Genomic DNA, 22,920 nt, shown 5'->3' with positions numbered 1-22,920 from the left:
GACGCAGCGGCGCACGGCGATCCGCGTCGGTAACCGGCGCCTCCGACAGGCCCTTCAGGTCCAGCAGATCGATCCGTACCTGCGCGGTGTCGATGTCCAGATCGCTGCCGGAGGTCAGCACGCACACCGGATCGGCCGTGCCGAGGATGTATTCGGTGCGCTCGGCCGGGTGATCCGGGTCCAGCGGCACGTACGAGCCGCCGGCCACGGCGACGGCGTACATGCCGACCACCAGATCGATCGAGCGCCGCATGCCCAGCGCCACATACGATTCCGGGCCGACCCCGCGCGCGATCAGCCACCGCGCCAGCTGGTTCACCCGCCAGGAGAACTCGGCGTAGGACAGACTTGTCCCCTCGAACGTGATCGCGGTCGCGTCGGGGGTGCGTTCCACCTGGTCGTAGAACATCGAGACCAGGGTCGCGGCCGCGGCGGAGCCCGCGGAGCGACCCGACAACGCCGCGGCCACATCGAACTCGGTGTCGTTCCAGCCGCGCAGCACGAGTTCGCGCTCGGCGCTGTCGAGCAGCTCGATGTCGCCCACCACCGCGTCGGGCGCGGCGGTGATCGCGGTGAGCATCCGGATCAGGCGGTCGGCGATGCGGCGGACGGTCTGCTCGTCGAACAGGTCGCGCAGATAGCCCGCGCGCACCCGCAGCCGCGAATCCAGCTGCGCGATCAGGGTCAGCGGGTAGTGCGTGGCGTCGGCCGCGTCCAGGCCGACCACGGCCATGCCGTCGATGTCCGCGGCCTGCGCCTGCAGGCCCGCGGCGTCCACCGGGTAGGACTCGAACACCACGAGCGTGTCGAACAGTCCGCCGATGCCCGCGACCGCCTGGATGTCGGCCAGGCCCACGTAGTGGTGGTCGAGCAGATCGGCCTGCTCGCCCTGGGTGCGGACCAGCAGATCGCGCACGGACTCCGACGAGTCGAAGCGCACCCGCACCGGCACGGTGTTGATGAACAGACCGACCATCGCCTCCACGCCGGACAGCTGCGCGGGACGCCCGGAGACGGTGGTGCCGAACAGCACGTCGTCGCGGCTGGTCATCCGGCCGACGAGCATGCCCCACGCCGTCTGCAGCACGGTGTTCGGGGTGACGCCGAGTGAGCCCGCCAGCGCGGTCAGCCGCGCGGTGGTCGCCTCGTCGAGCTCGAAGAAGTACTCGCCGGACAGCGAGGTGATCTCGCGACCCGCGTCCGGCCGCGCCAGCAGGGTCGGCTCGCCGACGCCGCGCAGCGCGTGCGCCCACGCGGCCAGCGACGCCGCGTGGTCCTGCTGCCGGGTCCAGTCCAGGAAGTGCCGGTAGGAGCGCACGGCGGGCAGCGCGGCGGTATCCGCGTGAACGGCGTAGAGCATCAGCAGATCCCGCATGAGCAGCGGCATCGACCAGCCGTCGAGCAGGATGTGGTGGTTGGACACCACGAACTGCCAGCGGTCGGGCGCGACCTGGATCAGCGTGAAGCGGATCAGCGGCGGTGCGGCCAGGTCGAACCGCCGCATGCGGTCGGCCTCGATCAGGTCGTCGGCCGAACCGGATTCGATCCGGTCGTGCTCGGCCCACGCGACGCGCACGCTGTCCAGCACGATCTGCACCGGGTTGCCGTCGTGGTCGCTGACGAACGCGGTGCGCAGGTTCTCGTAGCGGTCCACCAAGGCCTGTGCGGCCGCACGCAACCGGGCGGCGTCGACCCGGCCGGTGAGCGTCAGCACCGCCTGGGCGGTGTACACGTCCACCGAGCTCGCCGCGAGGCGGGCGTGGAACAGCAGACCGGCCTGCAGCGCCGACAGTGGCCAGACGTCGGCCAGCGCCGGGAAGCGCCGCTCCCAGGTGTCGATATCCCGTTGCGTGCTGCGCACCAGCGTGAAGTCCGACGGAGTGTGCCCGCCCGCGCCCGCGGAATTGGCGTGGCGCGCCACCGCTTCCAGCGCGGCGGTCCACAGCTCGCCGAACTCGCGGACCTCGGCGGCCGACAGCAGGGTCGCCGGGTAGCCGATGTTGGCGGTCAGCTTGTCGCCGACCACGATCGCGTTGACGTCCAGCGGCGCCATCGCGGGCATGTCCGCGTCGTAGGCTCCGCCCAGCGCGCCGAGTTCCGGCGCGGGGATCCAGCCGAAGCCGCGCAGCGACTCCGGCACGTCACCCTCGGAGATCCGGCCGAGGTAGTTGAAGCTCACCTGGCCAGGCAGTTCGCGCGGCAGCTCGGCGGCGGTCTCGGCGTTCAGGTAGCGCAGCAAGCCGTAGCCGATGCCCTTGTCCGGCACCGAGAGCAACTGCTCCTTGACCGCCTTGACGGCCGCGCCCAGCGCGGGCCCGCCGGTGAACGCGGCGTCGACATCGATGCCCGCTAGGTCGAACCGGACCGGGTAGATCGCGGTGAACCAGCCGACGGTGCGTGACAGATCCGCGCCCGGCACCACGTCTTCCTCGCGGCCGTGACCCTCCAGGCGGATCAGCAGCGAATCCTCGCCCCGGGCGGCGATCCGTCGCGCCCGCCACTTCGCGGTGGCCAGCGCCAGCGCGGTGAGCAGGCCGTCGTTCACGCCGCCGTGGAACAGCGCCGGAACGGTGGTGAGCAGGGCCTTGGTGACCTCGGCGGACACCTCGACCTGAAGTTTCTCGATGACGCCGGAAGTGTCGAGGGCCGGGTCCATCGGACGTTCGGTCAGCAGCGGATCGGCCGCGGCGACCACCGAACGCCAGTAGTCCAGCTCGGCCACCCGCTCGGGGCTCGCCGCCTCGCGCTCCAGCGCATGCGCCCAGGCGCGCATCGACGTGGCCGGAGCGACCAGCTCGGGCGTCTGCCCCGCGGTGCGCTGGCCCCAGGCCGTCACGAAGTCCGGCACCAGGATGCGCCAGGAGACGCCGTCCACCACCAGGTGGTGGGCCACGACGATCAGGCGTCCGGCGCGTTCGGCGGAATCGGGTTCCAGCCAGACGAACCGGATGACCACGCCCGCGGCGGGATCGAGCCGGTCCAGCGACTCGTCCAGTGCGGACGAGGCGATCGCGACCAACTCGGCATCGGTGGCGTTCGCGGCGAACTCGGTGCGGTCGATCAGCGCGTCCACCTCGACGGTGCCCGGCGCGGCGGTCTCGACGACCCAGTCGTCGCCGTCGCGGCGCAGGCTCGCGCGCAGCATGTCGTGCCGATCGATGACCGCGGCGACCGTCGCGGCGATGCCCGCCCGGTCGATGCCGACCGGCAATTCCAGCGCCAGCGTCTGGTTGAACCGCCCGAACGAGCCGCGCCGCTCCGCCATGAACCGCACCACCGGCGTCAACGGCATCGCGCCGATGCCGCCGCCGGGCGGCTCGGCCAGGGTGGTGGCCGACGCCTCGGCCGCCTCGGTGGTCTCGGCGACGGATGCCAGCCCGGCCACGGTGCGCTGCTCGAAGACGTGCCGCGGGGTGAACACCACGCCGCGGGCCTTGGCCCGCGAGACCAGCTGGATGGAGACGATGCTGTCGCCGCCCAGCGCGAAGAAGGAGTCGTCCACGCCGACCCGCTCCACGCCGAGCACCTCGGCGAACACCTCGGCGATGGTCTGCTCGACCGGGGTGCGCGCCGCGCGGAACACGACCTCGGTCGCGAACACCGGCTCCGGCAGCGCCTTGCGGTCCAGCTTGCCCACCGGGGTGAGCGGCACGTGGTCGATCACCATGATCGACGAGGGCACCATGTAGGCGGGCAGGCGATCCTCGACGTGCGCGGTCAGCGCCGCCACGTCGATCGAGTGTCCCTGCGCGGCGACGACGTACGACACCAGCGACACCGCGCCCGCGGCGCTCTTGTGGCCGACGGTGACCGCGAAGTCGACGGTCTCGTGCGAGGCCAGCGCGGCGTCGATCTCGCCGAGCTCGATGCGGAAACCGCGCACCTTCACCTGGAAGTCGGAGCGGCCTACGTATTCGACGACGAGCGATTCGGCTCCTCCAGCGGGCGCGGAGCCCGCGGAGTGCCCGACCCGGGTCCAGCGGACGACGTCACCGGTGCGGTACATCCGCGCGCCCGGCACGTACGGGTTGGCGACGAACCGCTCCGCCGACAGCCCCGGCCGCGCGTGGTAGCCACGCGCCAGCTGGACGCCCGACAGATACAGCTCACCCGCTACACCCACCGGAACGGGCCGCAGCTGGGCGTCCAGGATCAGCGACTGCATGCCGCGGGTCGGGCCACCGATGGTGACCCGGTCGCCCGGCGCGAGCGCGTCGCTGATGTTGGTCATGATCGTGGTCTCGGTCGGGCCGTAGCCGTTGTGGAAGCGGCGACCCGAACCGTCGGGCGCCCCACCCCACTTGGCGACCAGATCGGCGGGCACTGCTTCACCACCGGCCACGATCACCCGCATGCCGGCCAGCGCGGCCGAATCCAGCGAGGCGAGCACCGACGGGGTGATGAACGCGTGGGTGACCCGCTCGGCGCGGATCAGCTCGGACAGCTCCTCGCCGCCGTAGACGCCGGGCGGGCAGACCACCAGGGCGCCGCCGCGGCCGATCGCCAGCAGGAATTCCAGAATCGAGGCGTCGAAGCTGGGCGAGGCGAAATGCAGTGCGCGCGTGTCGGAATCGACCGCGTAGCGGGCGTTCTGCTCGTCGCGGAAGTTGGCCAGACCGGCGTGGGTGACCACGACGCCCTTGGGCACACCGGTGGAACCGGAGGTGTAGATGACGTACGCGGGGTGCTCCGGCCGCACCGGACGCAGCCGATCGGCGTCGGTGATCGCGGCGTCGTCGAACCCGTCGAGATCCAGTTCGTCGAGCACCAGCCATTCGACCGACTCGGGCAGCTCGGCGCGCACAGCCGCCACGGTGAGACCGATCGGGGAGCCCGAATCGGTGACCATGTGCGCGATGCGGTCGGCCGGGTAGGCGGGGTCGATCGGCACGAACGCGCCGCCGGACTTGGACACCGCCCATTCGGCGAAGTACGACTCGTCCGAGCGCGGCAGGGCGACCGCCACCAGGTCCTCGGTGCCGATGCCGCGCTCGATCAGCAAGCGGGCCAGGCGGTTGGACCGCGCGTCCAGCTCGCCGTAGGACACACTTCTCCCCTGGAACACCACGGCGGGCGCCTCGGGATCGATGGCGGCGGCCTCGGCGATCAGGGCCGGCAGCGTCCGCGCGGGCGTGGCGGGCGCGCCGGTGCGCGCGACCAGGTCGGCCCGCTCGGCGGCGTCGAGGACGTCGATCGCGCCGACGGTGACCGACGCGTCGGCCGCCACCGCCGCGAGCACGCGTTCCCAGCGGTCCACGATGGCCGCCGCGGTGGACTCGTCGAACAGCTCGGTGGCGTAGGTGAGCGCCAAAGCCATGGCGCCGGAACCGGTGTCACCGCGCTCGGCGAGGGTGAACTGCAGGTCGAAGCGCGCGACGTTCTCTTCCAGGTCCAGCGCGGACACCGAAAGACCGGGCAGCTCCAGGGTGGTGCGCTCCAGGTTCTGGAACGCCAGCATCACCTGGAACAGCGGGTTGCGGGCCTGCGAGCGCTCCGGCGCGAGCAGTTCCACCAGCCGCTCGAACGGCACGTCGGCGTTGCCGTAGGCGTCCAGGTCGGTGCGGCGCACGCGGGCGAGCAAATCGGCGAACGACTCGCCGGGCTCGATGCCGGTCCGCAGTACCAGCGTGTTGACGAACATGCCGACCAGGTCGTCGAGCGCGGCCTCGCCACGGCCCGCGATCGGGGTGCCGACCGCGACGTCGTCGCTGCCGGACAACCGCGAAAGCAGCACCGCCAGCGCACCGTGCATCACCATGAACAGCGACGCACCGCGCTGCCGCGCGACCTCCTCCAGCGCGGCGACCAGGTCGCCGGACAGCTCGCGGTGCAGCGTCGCGCCGCGGTGCGAGGCGACGGCCGGACGCGGGCGGTCGGTCGGCAGGGCCAGCTCGTCGGGGACGTCGTCGAGCGCGCGCCGCCAGTACGCGACCTGCTTGGCCAGCAGCGAGTCCGGATCCTCCTCGGAACCGAGGATTTCGCGCTGCCACACCGCGAAGTCGGCGTACTGCACCGCCAGCGGCGCCCAGCCGGGTGCGCTACCGGTGCTGCGCGCGGTGTAGGCGGCCATCACGTCGCGGGTCAGGGGGCCCATCGAGAAACCGTCGGCCGCGATGTGGTGCACCACCACGACGAGCACGTGCTCGTCCGGCCCGGCCGCGTACAGCCGGGTGCGCAGCGGAACCTCTTCGGCCACATCGAATCCGGTGGTGACGAACTCGGTTACCGCCTCGATCAGCCGCGCCTGCTCCACCGCCACGGGGTGCAGATCCAGGACGATGTCCTCGGCGGGAACGATCACCTGGACCGGGGTGCCGCCGTGCTCGGGGTAGCGGGTGCGCAGCGATTCGTGCCTGCGCACTACGTCGGCGACCGCCAGGTGCAGCGCCTCGACGTCCAGCGCGCCGGTGAGCCGGATGGCGATCGGCAGGTTGTAGGCCGCCGAGGCGGTGTCGTACTTGTTCAGGAACCACATGCGCTGCTGCGCGAACGACAGCGGCACCAGTTCGCCTGCCGCGCGCTCGCGCGCGACCAGCCGCGCCCGGGCGGCGCCGTCGGCGTGCGATTCCACCCGCGCGGCAAGCGCTTCCACGGTGGAGGCCTCGAACAGCGTGCGCACGGCGACGGTCGTGCCGAGCGCCGCGCCGATGCGGGCGACCACCCTGGTGGCGATCAGCGAGTTGCCGCCCAGATCGAAGAAGTCGTCGTCCACGCCGACCCGCTCCAGGCCGAGCACATCGGCGAACACCGCCGCCACGGTCTCCTGCACCGGGGTGACCGGCGCGCGGAAGGCGCGCGAGGTCGCCGTCGGGGCGGGCAGCGCACGGCGGTCCAGCTTGCCGTTGACGGTCAGCGGGATCCACTCCAGCCGCACCACGGCCGAGGGCACCATGTAGGCGGGCAGCTGCTCGGCCGCCCCGTCGCGCACCGCGTCGAGCACCGGCTCGGCGCCCGGCTCGGACACCACGTAAGCGACGATCCGCTGATCGCCGGGCTGGTCCTCGCGCACGATAACGGTGGCCTGCGCGATACCGGGCTGGGCCAGGATCGCCGATTCGATCTCGCCGAGCTCGATGCGGAAGCCGCGCACCTTCACCTGGTCGTCGGCGCGGCCCAGGTACTCCAGCTCGCCGAACCGGTTCCAGCGCGCCAGGTCGCCGGAACGGTACAGTCGCCCGCCCGGCGCGTCGCCCATCGGATCGGCGACGAAGCGGGTCGCCGACAGGTCGGGACGGCCGAGGTAGCCGCGAGCCAGCTGCGGGCCCGCCACGTACATCTCGCCCGCGACGCCGACCGGCACCGGACGCAGCCGGTTGTCGAGCACGTATACCCGCAGGCCCGCGATGGCGCGGCCGACCACGCTGCCGGAGGCGGCGGCGATGGTCGCGGCGTCCAGCGCGCGGTAGGACACGTGCACCGTGGTCTCGGTGATGCCGTACATGTTGACCAGCAGCGGCCCGGCAGCGGACGCACCGGTGCCGTCGCCGTGGCGCGCGACCCAGTCCGACAGCCTGCGCAGTTCCAGCGCCTCCCCGCCGAACACCACGTAGCGCAGCGCCAGCGGCGCGGCGTCCGGCGCGGCGTTCCGGTCGGCCTCGGCCAGCTGGTAGAACGCGGACGGGGTCTGGTTGAGCACCGTGACGCGTTCGGCGCGCAGCAGTTCCAGGAACTGCTCCGGTGAGCGCGAGGTGTAGTAGTCGACCACCACGAGGGTGCCGCCGAACAGCAGCGGACCCCACAGCTCCCACACCGAGAAGTCGAACGCGTAGCTGTGGAACAGCGTCCAGGTGTCCTCGGGCCCGAAACCGAAGTCGCGGTCGGTGTTCGCGAACAAACGCACCACATTGCGGTGCGCGACCGCGACGCCCTTCGGGCGGCCGGTCGAGCCGGAGGTGTAGATCACGTACGCGACGTTGTCGGGGGTGAGCGCCGCGTTGCGGTCGGCGTCGGTGATCGGCGCGTCGTCGGCGTCCTCGACGTTGCCCGTCTCCACCGCGAATCCGTCCAGCACGACGGCGGGCAGCCCGGCGGGCACCTCGACCTGCACCGTGGAGTCGAGCACCACGCTGGTGGGCCGGGAATCGGCGAGCACGTAGGCGATGCGCTCGGCCGGGTAGGTCGGGTCGACCGGGACGTAACCCGCGCCGGTCTTCACCACGGCCAGCAGCGCGACCACGAGGTCCAGCGATCGCGGCAGGATCACCGCGACCAGGGTCTCCGGTCCCGCGCCGTCGCTGATCAGCCTGCGCGCGAGCACATTCGCGCGCCGGTCCAGCTCGGCGTAGGTCAGCGTCTCGACGCCGAAGCGGGCCGCGATCCGGTTCGGGTGCGCGGCGACGGCCGCGTCGAACAACCCGACCAGCGTGATGTCCGGGTCGGCGAACGCACCCGCGACGCTCTGGGCGCCGGAGGACACCCAGCGCTGCGACACGTCCAGCCGCTCGGCCTCGCCGAGCAGATCGATGTCGCCGATGGCGGCCCGCGGATCCTCGGCCACACCGCGCAGGATGCGCACGAAACGGTCGGCGAATGCGGCAACCGTCTCCGGGTCGAACAGTTCGGTGGCGTAGTTCCACGACAGCGTCAGCCCGCCCTCGGCGGACTCGCCGACGGTGAGCTGCACGTCGAATTTCGCGGTGCCGGGGTCGAATTCGACGGCGGCGACGTCGAGGCCGCCGGGCAGCGCGACGGTGCCGAGATCGGCCGCCGAGGCGGCCTCGAAGGTCAGCGCCACCTGGAACAGCGGGTGGTGCGCCTGCGAGCGCACCGGGCTGAGCACATCGACCAGCCGCTCGAACGGCACGTCGGCGTTGGCGAAGGCGGCCAGATCGGTGCGGCGCACCTGGTCGAGCAGCTCGTCGAAGCGAGCGCCCGGATCGACTTCGGTGCGCAGCACCAGCGTGTTGACGAACATGCCGACGACGTCGTCGAGCACGCGTTCGCCGCGGCCCGCGATCGGGGTGCCGATCGCTACATCGGTGCTGCCCGACAGCCGGCCGGCCCACACCGCCAGCGCGGCGTGCACCACCATGAACAGCGTCACGCCACGGGCGCGCGCCAGCTCCGACAGCGCTTCGTGCACCTGCGCGTCGACCGAGAAATCGTGCGTGCCACCGGCATTGGAGGCGCTCTCCGGCCTCGGCCGGTCGGCGGGCAGTTCGATCTGGTCGGGCAGGTCGCGCAGTTGTTCGGTCCAGTAGGCGATCTGCCGGGCCGCGACGGAATCCGCGTCGTCCTCGGCGCCGAGCACGTCACGCTGCCACAGCGCGTAGTCGGCGTACTGCACCTCCAGCGGGGCCCAGGACGGCACCTCGCCGCGGGCGCGTTCGGTGTAGGCGAGCACGACATCGCGCAGCAGCGGCCGCAGCGAGAAGCCGTCCGCGCTGATGTGGTGCATGACCAGCACCGCCACGTGGTCGGTCGCCGACAGCGCGAGCAGGCTCGCCCGGAACCCGATCTCGGCGGTCACGTCGAAACCGGCGCTCGCCAGCTCGACGATCCGCGCGGGCAGCTCGTCCGCCCCGACGGGTTCGGCGACCAGGTCGAAGGCGACCTCGCTCACCGGCAGGACACGCTGGTAGCCGGTGCCCTCCACCTCGGGGTAGATCGTGCGCAGCGCCTCGTGCCGCGCGAGCACGTCGCGGATGGCCGCGCCGAGCGCGGCGACGTCCAGCTCGCCGGTCAGCCGCAGCGCGACCGGGATGTTGTTCACCGCGGTGCGGTTGTCGAACCGGTTGAGGAACCACATCCGCTGCTGGGCGAGCGAGAGCGGCACCAGCTCGGGGCGCTCCCGCGCGACCAGCGGCGTCCGGCCGCCCTCTCCGGCGGCCGATTCCACCTTCGCCGCCAGCGCGACCACGGTGGACGCCTCGAACAGCGCGCGCACCGGAACCTGCGTGTTCAGCGCCTCGCCGAGCCGCGCCGCCACCTGCGTGGCGACCAGCGAGTTGCCGCCCAGTTCGAAGAAGTCGTCGTCCAGGCCGACCCGCTCCACGCCGAGCACCTCGGCGAAGGTCTCGGCCACGATCTCCTGCACCGGCGTCGCGGGGGCGCGGAACACCTTGGCCTCGAAGACCGGGTCCGGCAGCGCCTTGCGGTCCAGCTTGCCGGAGGCGTTCAGCGGGAACTCGTCGAGCACCACGTAGGCCGCGGGCACCATGTACCCGGGCAGCCGCGCGCCGAGCTCGGCCTTGACCGACTCGACGTCCACCACCCGGTCCGGGTCCGTCACCAGGTACGCGACCAGCTGGTCACCGGTCCGCTCATCGGTGCGCACCACGACCACCGCCTGCGCGACCGACCGCAGCGCGGTCAGCGCCGACTCGATCTCGCCGAGTTCGATGCGCAGACCACGCACCTTCACCTGGAAGTCGGTGCGGCCCAAGTACTCCAGCTCACCGTCTTCGGTCCAGGCCACCAGGTCGCCGGTGCGGTACATCCGGTCGGCGTCGCCGAACGGATTGGCCACGAAACGCTCGGTGGTCAGATCGGGGCGGCCCACATAGCCGTGCGCCAGCTGCGCGCCCGCGAGGTACAACTCACCGGGCACGCCCACCGGAACCGGCCGCAGCCGCGAATCCAGCACGTACACCTGCGTGTTGAACACCGGAGCGCCGATCGGCACCGACACCGTGTCGTCCTCGGTCACCTCGTGGAAGGTGACGTCGACCGCGGCCTCGGTCGGACCGTACAGATTGTGCAGCCGCGCGCCGGTCAGCTCGCGCAACTTCTGCGCGGTCACCGCGGGCAGCGCCTCACCGGAGGCGAACACGTTACGCAGGCTGACGCATTCGGCCGCGCGTTCCTCGGCCACGAACACCGACAGCATCGACGGCACGAAGTGCGCCGTGGTGACCTGCTCGCCGACGATCAGCCGCGCCAGGTAAGCGGGATCGCGATGACCGTCCGGCTTCGCCACCACCAACCGGGCGCCGACCTGCAACGGCCAGAAGAACTCCCATACCGACACGTCGAAGGTCGCGGGAGTCTTCTGCAACACCACGTCGTCGGCCGCCAACCCGTACTCGGCGTGCATCCAGACCAGGCGGTTGACGATCGCGGCGTGCGAGACCGCCACGCCCTTCGGGCGGCCGGTCGAACCGGAAGTGAAGATCACGTACGCGGTGTTGGCCGGACGCAGCGGCTTGTGCCGGTCGGCGTCGGTCAGCGGGCCGTCGGCGAACTCCGACAGGTCGAGCTGATCGATACGCACCTGCCTGGAGACGGTGGTCTCCAGGTCGGAGCCGGAGGTCAGCACGCACACCGGGCGCGCGGTCTCGAGGATGTAGTCGATGCGCTCGGCCGGATGGTCCGGATCCAGCGGCACGTACGCACCGCCCGCGGCGTTCACCGCGTACATGCCGACCACCAGGTCGATCGAGCGGCGCATGCCCAACGCAACATACGATTCCGGCCCGACGCCGTTGACCTTGAGCCAGCGCGCCAACCGGTGCACCCTGGCGGCGAACTCGGCGTAGGACAGACTCGTCCCCTCGAACGTCACCGCGGGACTGTCCGGGGTGCGCGCGACCTGCGCCTCGAACAGCGAGACCAGCGTCGCCGCGGCGTCGCCGACCGGCGAGGTGAGCGCGGCGTCGACCGGGAACTCGGTGGCGTTCCACCGCTCGACGACCAAGGACCGCTCGGCGTCCTCCAGCAGATCGATGTCGCCGACGGTGATCGACGGCTCCGCGGCGACCCCGCGCAGCACACGCACGAAACGCTCGGCGAAGGTACCGGCGAACACGCCGTCGAACAGGTCGGTGGCGTAGACGAGTTCGGCGTCCATCGCCGCTTCGCCGCCGGGGACCTCGCTGAGCGTGAGCTGGAGGTCGAACTTCGCCGTCGGCTGGTCGATACCCAGCTCGGAGACGGTGAGCCCGGGCAGCTCCAGCGCGGTGCGGCCGAGGTTCTGGAACGACAGCATCACCTGGAACAGCGGGTGGCGCGCCTGGGACCGGGCCGGGTTGAGCACCTCGACCAGCCGCTCGAACGGCACGTCGGCGTGCGCGAACGCCTGCAGGTCGCGCTCGCGGACCCGGGCGAGCAGGCCGGCGAACGACTCGGCGGTGTCCACTCGAGCGCGCAGCACCAGGGTGTTGACGAACATGCCGACCAGATCGTCGAGCGCCTGCTCACCGCGACCGGCGACCGGGATGCCGACGGCGATGTCGTCGGAGCCGCTCAACCGTGCGAGCAGGGCGGCGAAGGCGCTGTGCACCACCATGAACAGCGTGCCGCCGTGCGTCTGCGCGACCCGGTTCAGGTCCTCGATGAGATCGCCCGGCACGCGGAACCGGTAGGTGCCCGCGCCGTAGGAGGCGACGGCGGGCCGCGGACGGCCGGCCAGGCGCAGTTCGTCGGGCAGACCGGCCAGCGCATCGCGCCAGTAGTCGAGCTGCTCGGAGATCAGCGACGTCGGGTCGTCCTCGGAGCCCAGCGTGTCGCGCTGCCACAGCGCGAAGTCCACGTACTGGACCGCCAGCGGCGGCCAGCCCGGCTGGGCCGCGGAGGTACGCGCCACGTAGGCGGTCATCAGGTCGCGCACCAGCGGCCGCATGGAGAAGCCGTCGGCCGCGATGTGGTGCACCACGACGACCAGGACGTAGTCGTCCGGACCGAGCCGGTAGGCGCGCAGGCGCACCGGCGGCTGGCTGGTCACGTCGAAGCCGCGCTCGACGAATTCGTAGAGCACGCCGAGCAACTGCCCCTCGGCCACCTCGACCACGTCCAGCTCGGGGATGGCCCTGGCGGCGTTGAGCACCCGCTGGTAGGCCACGCCGTCACGCGACGGGTAGATCGTGCGCAGCGATTCGTGCCGCGCGACCACGTCGGCGATGGCGCCGCGCAGCGCGTCCAGGTCCAGCGCGCCTTCCAGCCGCACCGCGGCCGGGATGTTGTACGTGGCGGAGGCTGCGCCCGATGCGGTCGCTCCGCTCCCGAGGTCGAAGCGATTGAGGAACCACATGCGCTGCTGCGCGAGCGACAGCGGCGGGTGCTCGGGACGCACCTGTGCCGTGAGCGCCTGGCGCGCACCGCTTCCGGCGTGCGACTCGACCCGGGCGGCCAGCGTGGCCACGGTCGGAGCCTCGAACAGCACGCGCACGCCGACCTCGGTGTTCAGCGCCGCGCTGAGGCGGGCGACCACCTGGGTGGCCACCAGCGAGTTGCCGCCGAGTTCGAAGAAGTCGTCGTCCACGCCGACGCGCGGCACGCCGAGCAGGTCGGCGAAGATCTCCGCGACGATCTCCTCGATCGGCGTCGACGGCGCGCGGAAGATCCTGGCCTCGAACACCGGGGCGGGCAGCGCCCGGCGATCCAGCTTGCCGGAGGCGTTGACCGGGAAGGCGTCCAGTACGACCAGCGCGGCCGGGATCATGTAGCCCGGCAGTGCCGTGGCGAGCGCGGCCTTCACCTCGTCGATGTCGACGGCCACATACGGTTCGCACACCAGGTAGCCCACCAGCTGATCGCCGGCGTGCGCGTCGGAGCGCAGCACGACCACCGACTGCACGACCCCGGGCTGCGCCAGCAGCGCGGCCTCGATCTCGCCCAGCTCGATGCGCAGGCCGCGCAGCTTCACCTGGAAGTCGGTGCGGCCGAGATACTCGAGCTCACCGGCAGTGCCTGATCCGGCGCTCGCGCCGGTGGTCCAGGCCACCAGGTCGCCGGTGCGGTACATCCGGTCGCCCGGGGCGCCGTAGGGGTTGGCCACGAACCGGTCGGCGGTCAGGTCGGAGCGACCCAGGTAGCCGAGCGCCAGCTGCTCACCCGCGAGATACAGTTCGCCCGCGACACCCGGCGCGACCGGGTGCAGGCGGCTGTCGAGCACGAAGACGCGGGTGTTCCACACCGGGCGTCCGATCGGCACCGACACCGTGTCGGCCTCGGTCGCCTCGTGGTAGGTCACGTCGACGGCGGCCTCGGTCGGGCCGTACAGGTTGTGCAGCCTGGCGCCGGTCAGCTCGCGCAAACGCTGTGCGGTCTGCGCGGGCAGCGCCTCACCGGAGGCGAAGACCTGCCGCAGCCGCGGCACGGGCAGCCCGTCGCCGTTCTCGTTGCCCAGCGTGGAGACGAAGACCGAGAGCATCGACGGCACGAAATGCGCCGTGGTGATCTGCTCGTCGGCGATGATCCGGGACAGGTACACCGGGTCGCGATGCCCGTCCGGCTTCGCGACTACCAGCTTGGCCCCGGTCTGCAACGGCCAGAAGAACTCCCACACCGACACGTCGAAGGTGGCGGGCGTCTTCTGCAGCACCGCGTCCTCGCGGCCGATCGGGTACTCGTGCTGCATCCAGAGCAGCCGGTTGACGATCGCGGCGTGGCTGACCGCCACACCCTTCGGGCGACCGGTCGAACCGGAAGTGAAGATCACGTACGCGGTGTTCTCCGGCCGCAGCGGACGCGTGCGCTCGGCGTCGGTGATCGGCGCGCCGCTGGTCGCGGCGAAACCGGGCACGCCCTCGATGCCCTCCACCGACAGCGCCGTGACCTCCGGCTGCGGGTCCAGGCCGAAGCCGTCCGCCGAGCGGTAGAGGATCATCCGCGGACGCGCGGTCTCGATGATGTAGTTGACCCGGTCGGCGGGCTGGTCCGGATCCAGCGGCAGGTAGGCCGCGCCGGTCTGCACCACCGCGTACATCGCGACGACCAGTTCGGTGGAACGCCGCAGCGCCAGCGCCACCAGCGATTCCGGGCCGACGCCCGCGCCGATCAGCTGCCGGGCGATGCGGTTGGCCCGTTCCTGGAACTGGCGGTAGGTCAGCCGCTCGCCTTCGAAGTCCAGCGCGATCGCGTCGGGCGTGGCCGCCGCCTGCGCGTCGAACAGCGAGACCAGCGTCGCGTGCTGGTCCACCGGGTGCCCGGTGTCGTTCCAATCGACCAGCACCCGCGCGCGTTCCTCGGACGCGAGCAGATCGATGTCGCCGATCGGCACGTCCGGGTCGGCGGTCACGGCCGCGAGGATGCGGTCCAGGCGGCGGGCGAACGCCGCGACGGTCGGCTCGTCGAAAAGGTCCAGCGCGTAGGAGAACTCGGCCGACATGCCCGCCGAGTCGCCCTGTTCGTCCTGGGTCTCCGAGAGGGTCAGCTGCAGGTCGAACTTGGCCAGCCGGGCGTCGTAGTCGATGCCGTTGACCGAGAGACCGGGCAGCTCCAGATTGGCCTGCCGGGTGTTCTGGAAGGTCAGCATCACCTGGAACAGCGGGTGACGCGCCTGCGAACGGGCCGGGTTGAGCACCTCGACCAGCCGCTCGAACGGCACGTCGGCGTGCGCGAACGCGTGCAGGTCGGTCTCGCGCGCATGGGCGAGCAGATCGGCGAAACTCGTCGCGCCGTCCACCTCGGTGCGCAGTACGAGCGTGTTGACGAACATGCCGATCAGGTCGTCCAGCGCGGCCTCGCCGCGACCGGCGACCGGGGTGCCGATCGCGATGTCGCTGGTGCCGCTGGCCCGGGCCAGCAACACCGCCAGCGCGCTGTGCAGCACCATGAACAACGACGCGTTGTGCCTGCGGCCCAGCTCGATCAGGGCGCGCTGGGTCTCGCCGGAGATCACGAACGGGTAGGTGCCGCCGCGGTAGGAGGCGACGGCCGGGCGCGGCCGGTCCGAGGGCAGCACGAGCTCGTCGGGCAGATCGGCCAGTTCGCGCGTCCAGTAGCGGATCTGGTTGGAGATCAGCGAACTCGGGTCGTCCTCGGAACCGAGCACCTCGCGCTGCCACAGCGCGTAGTCGGCGTACTGCACCGGCAGCGCCGACCAGGCCGGCGCCTCCCACGACGTGCGGGCGGCGTAGGCCACCATGACGTCGCGGGCCAGCGGGCCCATCGACCAGCCGTCGGCCGAGATGTGGTGCACCACCATGCCGAGCACGTACTCGGTCTCGCTGATCTCGAACAGCCGGGCGTGCAACGGCACTTCGCTGGTCACGTCGAACGCCATCGAGGCCAGCTCGACCAAGTGGTCGATCAGATTGTGCTCGGTCACCGGCACCGGGGTCAGGTCCGGCACGATCTGCGCGGCGTCCAGCACCACCTGCACCGGGCCGGATTTGGTCTCCGGGAACACCGTTCGCAGCGACTCGTGCCGGTCGATCACGTCGATGACCGCCACCTGCAACGCGGCGATGTCCAGATCCCCGGACAGCCGGATCGCGACCGGGATGTTGTTGACCGCCGAGGAGGTGTCGAACCGGTTCAGGAACCACATGCGCTGCTGTGCCAGCGACAACGGCACCTGCTCCGGACGGTTCCGCGCGACCAGCGCCTTGCGCGCGCCGTCACCGGCGTGCGACTCCACCCGCGCGGCCAGCGCCGCGACGGTGGACGCCTCGAACAGCATGCGCACGGGCACCCTGGTGTCCAGCGCGATGCCGAGGCGGGAGGCGACCTGGGTGGCGATCAGCGAGTTGCCGCCGAGCTCGAAGAAGTCGTCGTCCACGCCGACGCGGGAGATGCCGAGCACCTCACCGAAGATCTGCGCGACGATCTCCTCGATAGGCGTTGTCGGAGCGCGGAATTCGCGCACCTCGAACACCGGGGCGGGCAGCGCCTTGCGGTCCAGCTTGCCGGAGGCGTTCAGCGGGAACGCCTCCAGCACCACGATCGCCGAGGGCACCATGTACGCGGGCAGCGTGCGGTGCAGGGCGTTCTTGATGTTGTCGATGTCGACCGGGCCGCCGGTGCTGACCACGTAGCCGACCAGCTGGTCGCCCGCGACGGTGTCCATCACCAGCACCACGGCCTGGGTGACGGCCGGGTGGTCCAGCAGCGCGGTCTCGATCTCGCCGAGCTCGATGCGCTGGCCGCGGAACTTCACCTGGAAGTCGGTGCGGCCGATGTACTCCAGCACGCCCGCGCTGCCCACCTCGGGATCACGCGGCTGCACCCAGCGCACCAGGTCGCCGGTGCGGTACAGACGGGAGCCGGGCGCGCCGAACGGGTCGGCGACGAAGCGTTCGGCGGACAGATCGGGGCGGCCGTGGTAGCCGCGGGCGGTCTGCACGCCGCCGAGGTACAGCTCGCCGGGCACACCGACCGGAACGGGCGCGAGGCCCTCGTCCAGCACATAGGTCTGCGCGTTCCACACCGGGCGGCCGATCGGCACCGACGTGGGCGCGACCTCGTTGAGGTGCCAGGCGGTGGCGTGCACGGTGAACTCGGTCGGGCCGTACAGGTTGTGCACCGCGGCGGTGGAGAACTGCCGGAACGCGGTGACGGTCGCGGGCGGCAGCGCCTCACCGGCGACGAGAACCGCTCGCAGCGAAGCGCATTCGGCCGTGGACGCGGCACCGGCGAACACCGAGAGCATGGACGGCACGAACGAGGTCATGGTGACCCGGTGCCGTCCGATGATCTCCGACAGGTAGATCGGATCGCGGTGGCCGTCGGGCGCGGCGATCAGCATGCGGGCGCCGACGGCCAGCGTGCCGAACAACTCCCACACCGACACGTCGAAGGTGACCGGCGTCTTCTGCAGGATCACATCGGCGGGGCCGATCCGGTATTCGCCGGTGATCCAGGCGATCTGGTTGACCACCGACGCGTGGCTGACCGCGACGCCCTTGGGGCGGCCGGTGGAGCCGGAGGTGTACAGCACGTACGCGGTGTTGGTGGCACGCAGCGGCGCTCGGCGCTCGGCGTCGGTGACGGGTCCGTCGCCGAATTCGCTCAGGTCGAGCGTGTCCAGCGTCAGCACCGGGATGCCCGCGGCGGTGACGTTGTCGGCGGCGGTGGTGAGCACGCACACCGGCGAAGAGCTGTCGAGCACGTATTCGGTGCGCTCGGCCGGGTGGTCGGGATCGATCGGCACGTAGCCGCCGCCCGCGGTCAGCGTGGCGTAGATCGCCACCAGCATGTCCACCGACCGGCGGATACCGACGGCGACCAGTGTTTCCGGGCCCACGCCCTCGTCGATCAGCTTGCGCGCCAGGCGATTGACCCGGGCGGCGAACTCGGCGTAGGTGAGCTCGACCGGCAGGCCGAATTCGTCCGCGCCGCGCGAGCCGCCGTCGAACACGACGGCGGGGTCGTCGGGCCTGCCCCGCACCTGCTCGGAGAACAGCTCGAGCACGGTGGTGGCGGGCACGTCGTGACCGGTGTGGTTCCACTCGGTCAGCACCCGCGCGCGCTCGGCGTCATCGAGGATCTCGATGTCGCGCACGGCGGTTTCCGGCGCGGCGACGGCCGCTTCCAGCACGCGCTGGTAGCGGCGGCCGAACTCGGCGACGGTCGGCGCGTCGAACAGGTCGGTGGCGAAGGAGATGACCGCGCCCATGCCCGCGGGCTCGCCGTCGGCGCCCCGCTCCTCGGTGACCGTCCACTGTAGGTCGAACTTGGCGATGTCGACCTCGAGTTCGTCGGCGGTAACCGAGAGGCCGGGCAGTTCCAGTGTCGCGTGCGACATCTCCTGGAACGACAGCATCACCTGGAACAGCGGGTGGCGCGCCTGCGAGCGGGTCGGGTTGAGCACCTCGACCAGGCGCTCGAAGGGCACGTCCGCGAACGCGAACGCGGCGAGGTCGGTTTCCCTGGTGCGGCCGAGGAATTCGGCGAACGGCTCGCTGCCGTCCACCTCCGAACGCAGCACGAGGGTGTTGACGAACATGCCGATCAGGTCGTCGAGGGCCTGCTCGCCACGTCCGGCGACCGGAGTGCCGATCGCGATGTCGCTGGTGCCGGACAACCGGGCCAGCAGCACGGCCAGCGAGGCGTGCATGACCATGAACAGGCTGACGCCTTGGGCGCGGGCCAGCGCGACCAGACGCCGGTGCAACTCGACGTCGATGTCGAAGCTCACCCGGCTGCCGTGGAAGCTCTGCACCGGCGGGCGCGGGCGGTCCGCGGGCAGGTCGAGCTGATCCGGCAGACCCGCGAGAGCCCTGCGCCAGTACGCGATCTCGCGCGCCGCCATGGACGCGGGATCGGATTCCGCGCCGAGCAGTTCCCGCTGCCAGACGCTGAAGTCCTGGTACTGCACCGGCAGCGGCACCCAGCTCGGCGCCTCGCCCGCGGTGCGCGACAGGTAGGCCGCGGCCACGTCACGGGCCAACGGGCCGAAGGAGAAGCCGTCGGCGGCGATGTGATGCACGACGAACGCCACCGCGTAGTCGGCGACGCCGTTGCCGCGCCCGCCGGTGACCGCGAACACCCGCACCCGGATCGGCAGTTCCCGCGAGACGTCGAAGCCGCGCGCGGCGAACTCGGCCAGCGCGCCGTGCAATTCGGCCTCGTCGATCGGCTGCACCTCGATGCCGAGATCGACCTGGTCGACCGGAAGCACCTGCTGGTAACCGCCGTCGCCGGACTCGGGGAAGATCGTGCGCAGCGACTGCTGCCGCTGCACCACGTCCAGCAGCGCCGACTGCAACGCCGCCAGGTCCACCTGGCCGCGCAACCGCACCACGAACGGCAGGTTGTAGGTCGGCACGGTGGGGTCGAACTGGTTGATGAACCACATGCGCTGCTGCGCCAGCGACAACGGCACCCGCTCGGGGAGCTGCTGGGCCACCAGCGGCGGACGCGATTCGCCTACGGGAGCGGCGTTCTCCGCACGCGCCGCGATACCGGCGACGGTCGGGGTCTCGAACAGCGCGCGCACCCCGATCTGGGTGCCGAACGCGGCGCCGATGCGCGCCACCACCTGGGTGGCGACCAGCGAGTTGCCGCCCAGATCGAAGAAGTTGTCGTCGATGCCGATGCGCTCCTGGCTGAGCACGTCGGCGAAGATGCCCGCCACGATCTGCTCGGCCTGGGTGCGCGGGGCACGGAAATCACCGGCGTCGGCGCTGAACACCGGCTCCGGCAGGGCCTTGCGGTCCAGCTTGCCGCTGGTGTTGAGCGGGAAGGCGTCCAGCACCATGATCGACGCGGGCACCATGTAGCTGGGCAGCTTCTCGGCGGCGAACCTGGTCAGCTCCACCGGTTCAACGGTGTGGCCGGGCGCGGGGACGACGTAGGCCACCAACTGCTGGCCGGTGGCGGTGTCCACCACCAGCACCACGGCCTGGCTGACCGCGGGATGGGCGAGCAGATCGGTCTCGATCTCGCCCAGCTCGATGCGCTGGCCGCGGAACTTCACCTGGAAGTCGGTGCGGCCGATGTATTCCAGCGTGCCCGCGTCGTTCCAGCGCACCAGGTCGCCGGTGCGGTACATCCGCGCTCCGGCTTCGACCCCGGACCCGCCCCCCGCCAGCGGATTGGCGACGAAGCGGTCCGACGTCAGGTCGGGACGGCCGCGGTAGCCGCGGGCGAGCTGGCGCCCGCCGAGGTACAGCTCGCCCGGCGCGCCGATCGCGGCCGGGCGCAGCCGCGAATCCAGCACGTACACCTGGACGTTCCACTCCGGGATACCGATCGGGACGGTCACCGTGTCGGCGGCCGTCGCCTCCCAGTAGGTCACCGAGACCGCGGCCTCGGTGGGGCCGTACAGGTTGTGCAGCCCCGCGTCGGTGAGCGCGCGGAAACCCGCGGCGGTCTCCGGCGGCAAGGCTTCGCCGATCACGAAAACCGCGCGCAGCGTGGCGCACTGGGCCTGCGTGGCGTGCGCGACGAATACCGTGAGCATGGACGGGACGAAGTCGGTCACGGTGACTCCGTGCCGGGAAATCATCTCCGCCACGTACAGCGGGTCGCGATGCCCGTCCGGCGACGCGATGACCAGCTTCGCGCCCACCAGCAGCGGCAGGAAGTAGCCCCACAGCGACACGTCGAACGTGGTCGCGGTCTTCTGCAGGTACACGTCCGCCGCGGTCAGCCGGTACTCGTCGAGCATCCACAGCTGCTGGTTGACGATCGCGTGATGGGTGACCGCCACGCCCTTGGGGCGACCGGTCGAACCCGAGGTGTAGATGACGTAGGCGGTGTTGTCCGGCCGCAGCGGCGCGAGGCGGTCGGCGTCGGTGACCGGGTCCGGCGCGTACGCCGAGGTGTCCAGAGTGTCGATCTCGACCCGGCGCACCGACTCCGGCAGTTCCAGCTCGTCGGCCGAGTGCGTCAGCACACACACCGGCGCGGCGCTGTCGAGGATATAGGCGGTGCGTTCGGCCGGGTGATCCGGATCGATCGGCACGTACGCGCCACCGGCCTTCAGCACCGCGTGCATGCCGATCACCAGCTCCAGCGAGCGGCGCATGCCCAGCGCGACCAGCGACTCCGGGCCGACGCCGTCGGCGATCAGGAAGCGGGCCAGCCGGTTGACCCGCGCGTCGAACTCCGCGTAGGTCAGCGTCGCGCCCTCGAAGTCGAGCGCGGTGTTGTCCGGGGTCAGCGGGATCTGCGCGTCCAGCAGGGCCGCCAGCGTGGTCTCCGGGACGTCCTGCTCGGAGTCGTTCCACTCCAGCAGCGTCCGCTCGCGTTCACCGGCGGTGGTGACCGGCAGGCTCCACACCTGCTCGTCCACGTCCGCCGTGAGGAACCGGTCGAAGAACTCGAGGAAGCGGCCGTGGTGACGGCGCGCCTCGTCCTCGGTGTAGAGGTTGGGGTTGGTCTCGAAGTCGATGTGCGAGCGGGTGCCCGCGACCGACTGGTAGAAGTTGACGCCCAGATCCTCGATGCTGCCGGTGGACAGCACGTGCATCTGACCCACGACCGATCCGAGCGCGATCTCGTCGTGGAACAGCATGATGTTGACCCACGGCCCGAAGAACTCGGTGGTCACCACGCCGTCACCGGCCGCGTCGCGGCGGATGTCCTCGTGCCGGTAACGCTGGTGGCGCAGCGCGCCGGAGACCTCGACCTGGACCTGCTTGAGCAGCTCGGACACCGTGGTGCCGTGGCCGACGTGCAGCCGCAGCGGCACGATGTTCGACGACACACCGCCGGAGCGGCGCATCGCGGCGGTGGTGCGCGCGGTCACCGGCAGGCTGAGGATGACGTCCTCGACGCCGTTCCACTGCGCCAGGTACGCGGCGAAACCGGCCAGCAGCAGACCGGCGGGCGACGAATCGTGCCGCGCGACCGCCGCTTCCAGCTGCGCGTTCTGCTCGTCCGACAACGCGGCGCTGGCGATCCCGTTGATCGCGGCCGGCGGCGCGGAACGGCCGGTCAGGCTGGTGCCTTCCTCCAGCCCGGCCACCCGCTGGGCCCAGTACTCCTTGTCGGAGGCGAAGCGGGTGCTGTCCCGGTAGGCGATCTCCTGCTCGTAGAGCGTGGGCAGATCGGTCGCTTTGGACGGCGCGGGTTCGGCGCCGGTGGCATAGGCGGTGTACAGCTCGGCGATCCGGTTGACGTTCGTCATGGCGCCGAAGCCGTCGAGCGCGATGTGGTGCGAGCGGGAGTACCAGTACCAGCGATCGTCGGCCAGGCGCAGCGCGGCGGCCTTGATCAGGCGGTCCGTGGTCAGGTCCAGCGGGCGGCTGTACTCGGCGCGCATCCAGGCCAGCGCGGCGGCTTCCGGGTCGTCCTCGTCGCGCAGGTCGACGTACTCGACCCGGTCGTAGTCGGCGATCGAGTGGTCGACGAACTGCAACGGCTCGCCGTCGCGCTCGACGATGCGCAGGAAGCCGGAGCCGAGCTCATGCGAGGCATCGATGCTGGCCCGGTTGAGCAGCTCGACGTCCAGCTCGCCGCGCAGGTCGACGTACTGCGCGATGTTGACCGGCACCTGCGGGTCCACGTGCTGCGCGTACCAGATGCCCAGCTGAGCAGGTGACAACGGGAAGGCGCCGGACAGGCCGGGTTCTACCCCGGAACCAGCGTGTGCCCGTTCGCCACCAGTTTCGCCGTTTCCGCCGAAATCCAGCCGGTCCAACCGTAACCTCGCTTCCGGAACACCACGCAAGCGCTCCCCGACCACACCCGGAGGGGACGCGCACCTATCCGAGCGTGGCGCCTGCGTCTCCAGGTTGAGTTCTCACATCAAATCAGGCAAAAAATGTTCATTTGAACTATCTGTCCAACAGGCCGGGCTTGTTACATGGG

General features: G+C 71.1%; 1 protein-coding gene. It reads right to left on the bottom strand.

What is annotated here, in order from left to right; translation table 11 throughout:
* Positions 1-22,750 (bottom strand): non-ribosomal peptide synthase/polyketide synthase (locus tag NA8_RS23305; RefSeq protein ID WP_157106870.1); only part of this gene is annotated, 22,750 nt, incomplete at its 3' end.
* Between the last annotated feature and the right edge of the window lie 170 nt (positions 22,751-22,920).

The sequence above is a fragment of the Nocardia arthritidis NBRC 100137 genome (assembly GCF_001612765.1).
GTDB lineage: Bacteria > Actinomycetota > Actinomycetes > Mycobacteriales > Mycobacteriaceae > Nocardia > Nocardia arthritidis.
The sequence above is the reverse complement of the archived record's forward strand: the minus strand, read 5'-3'. Positions and strand labels throughout refer to the sequence as shown.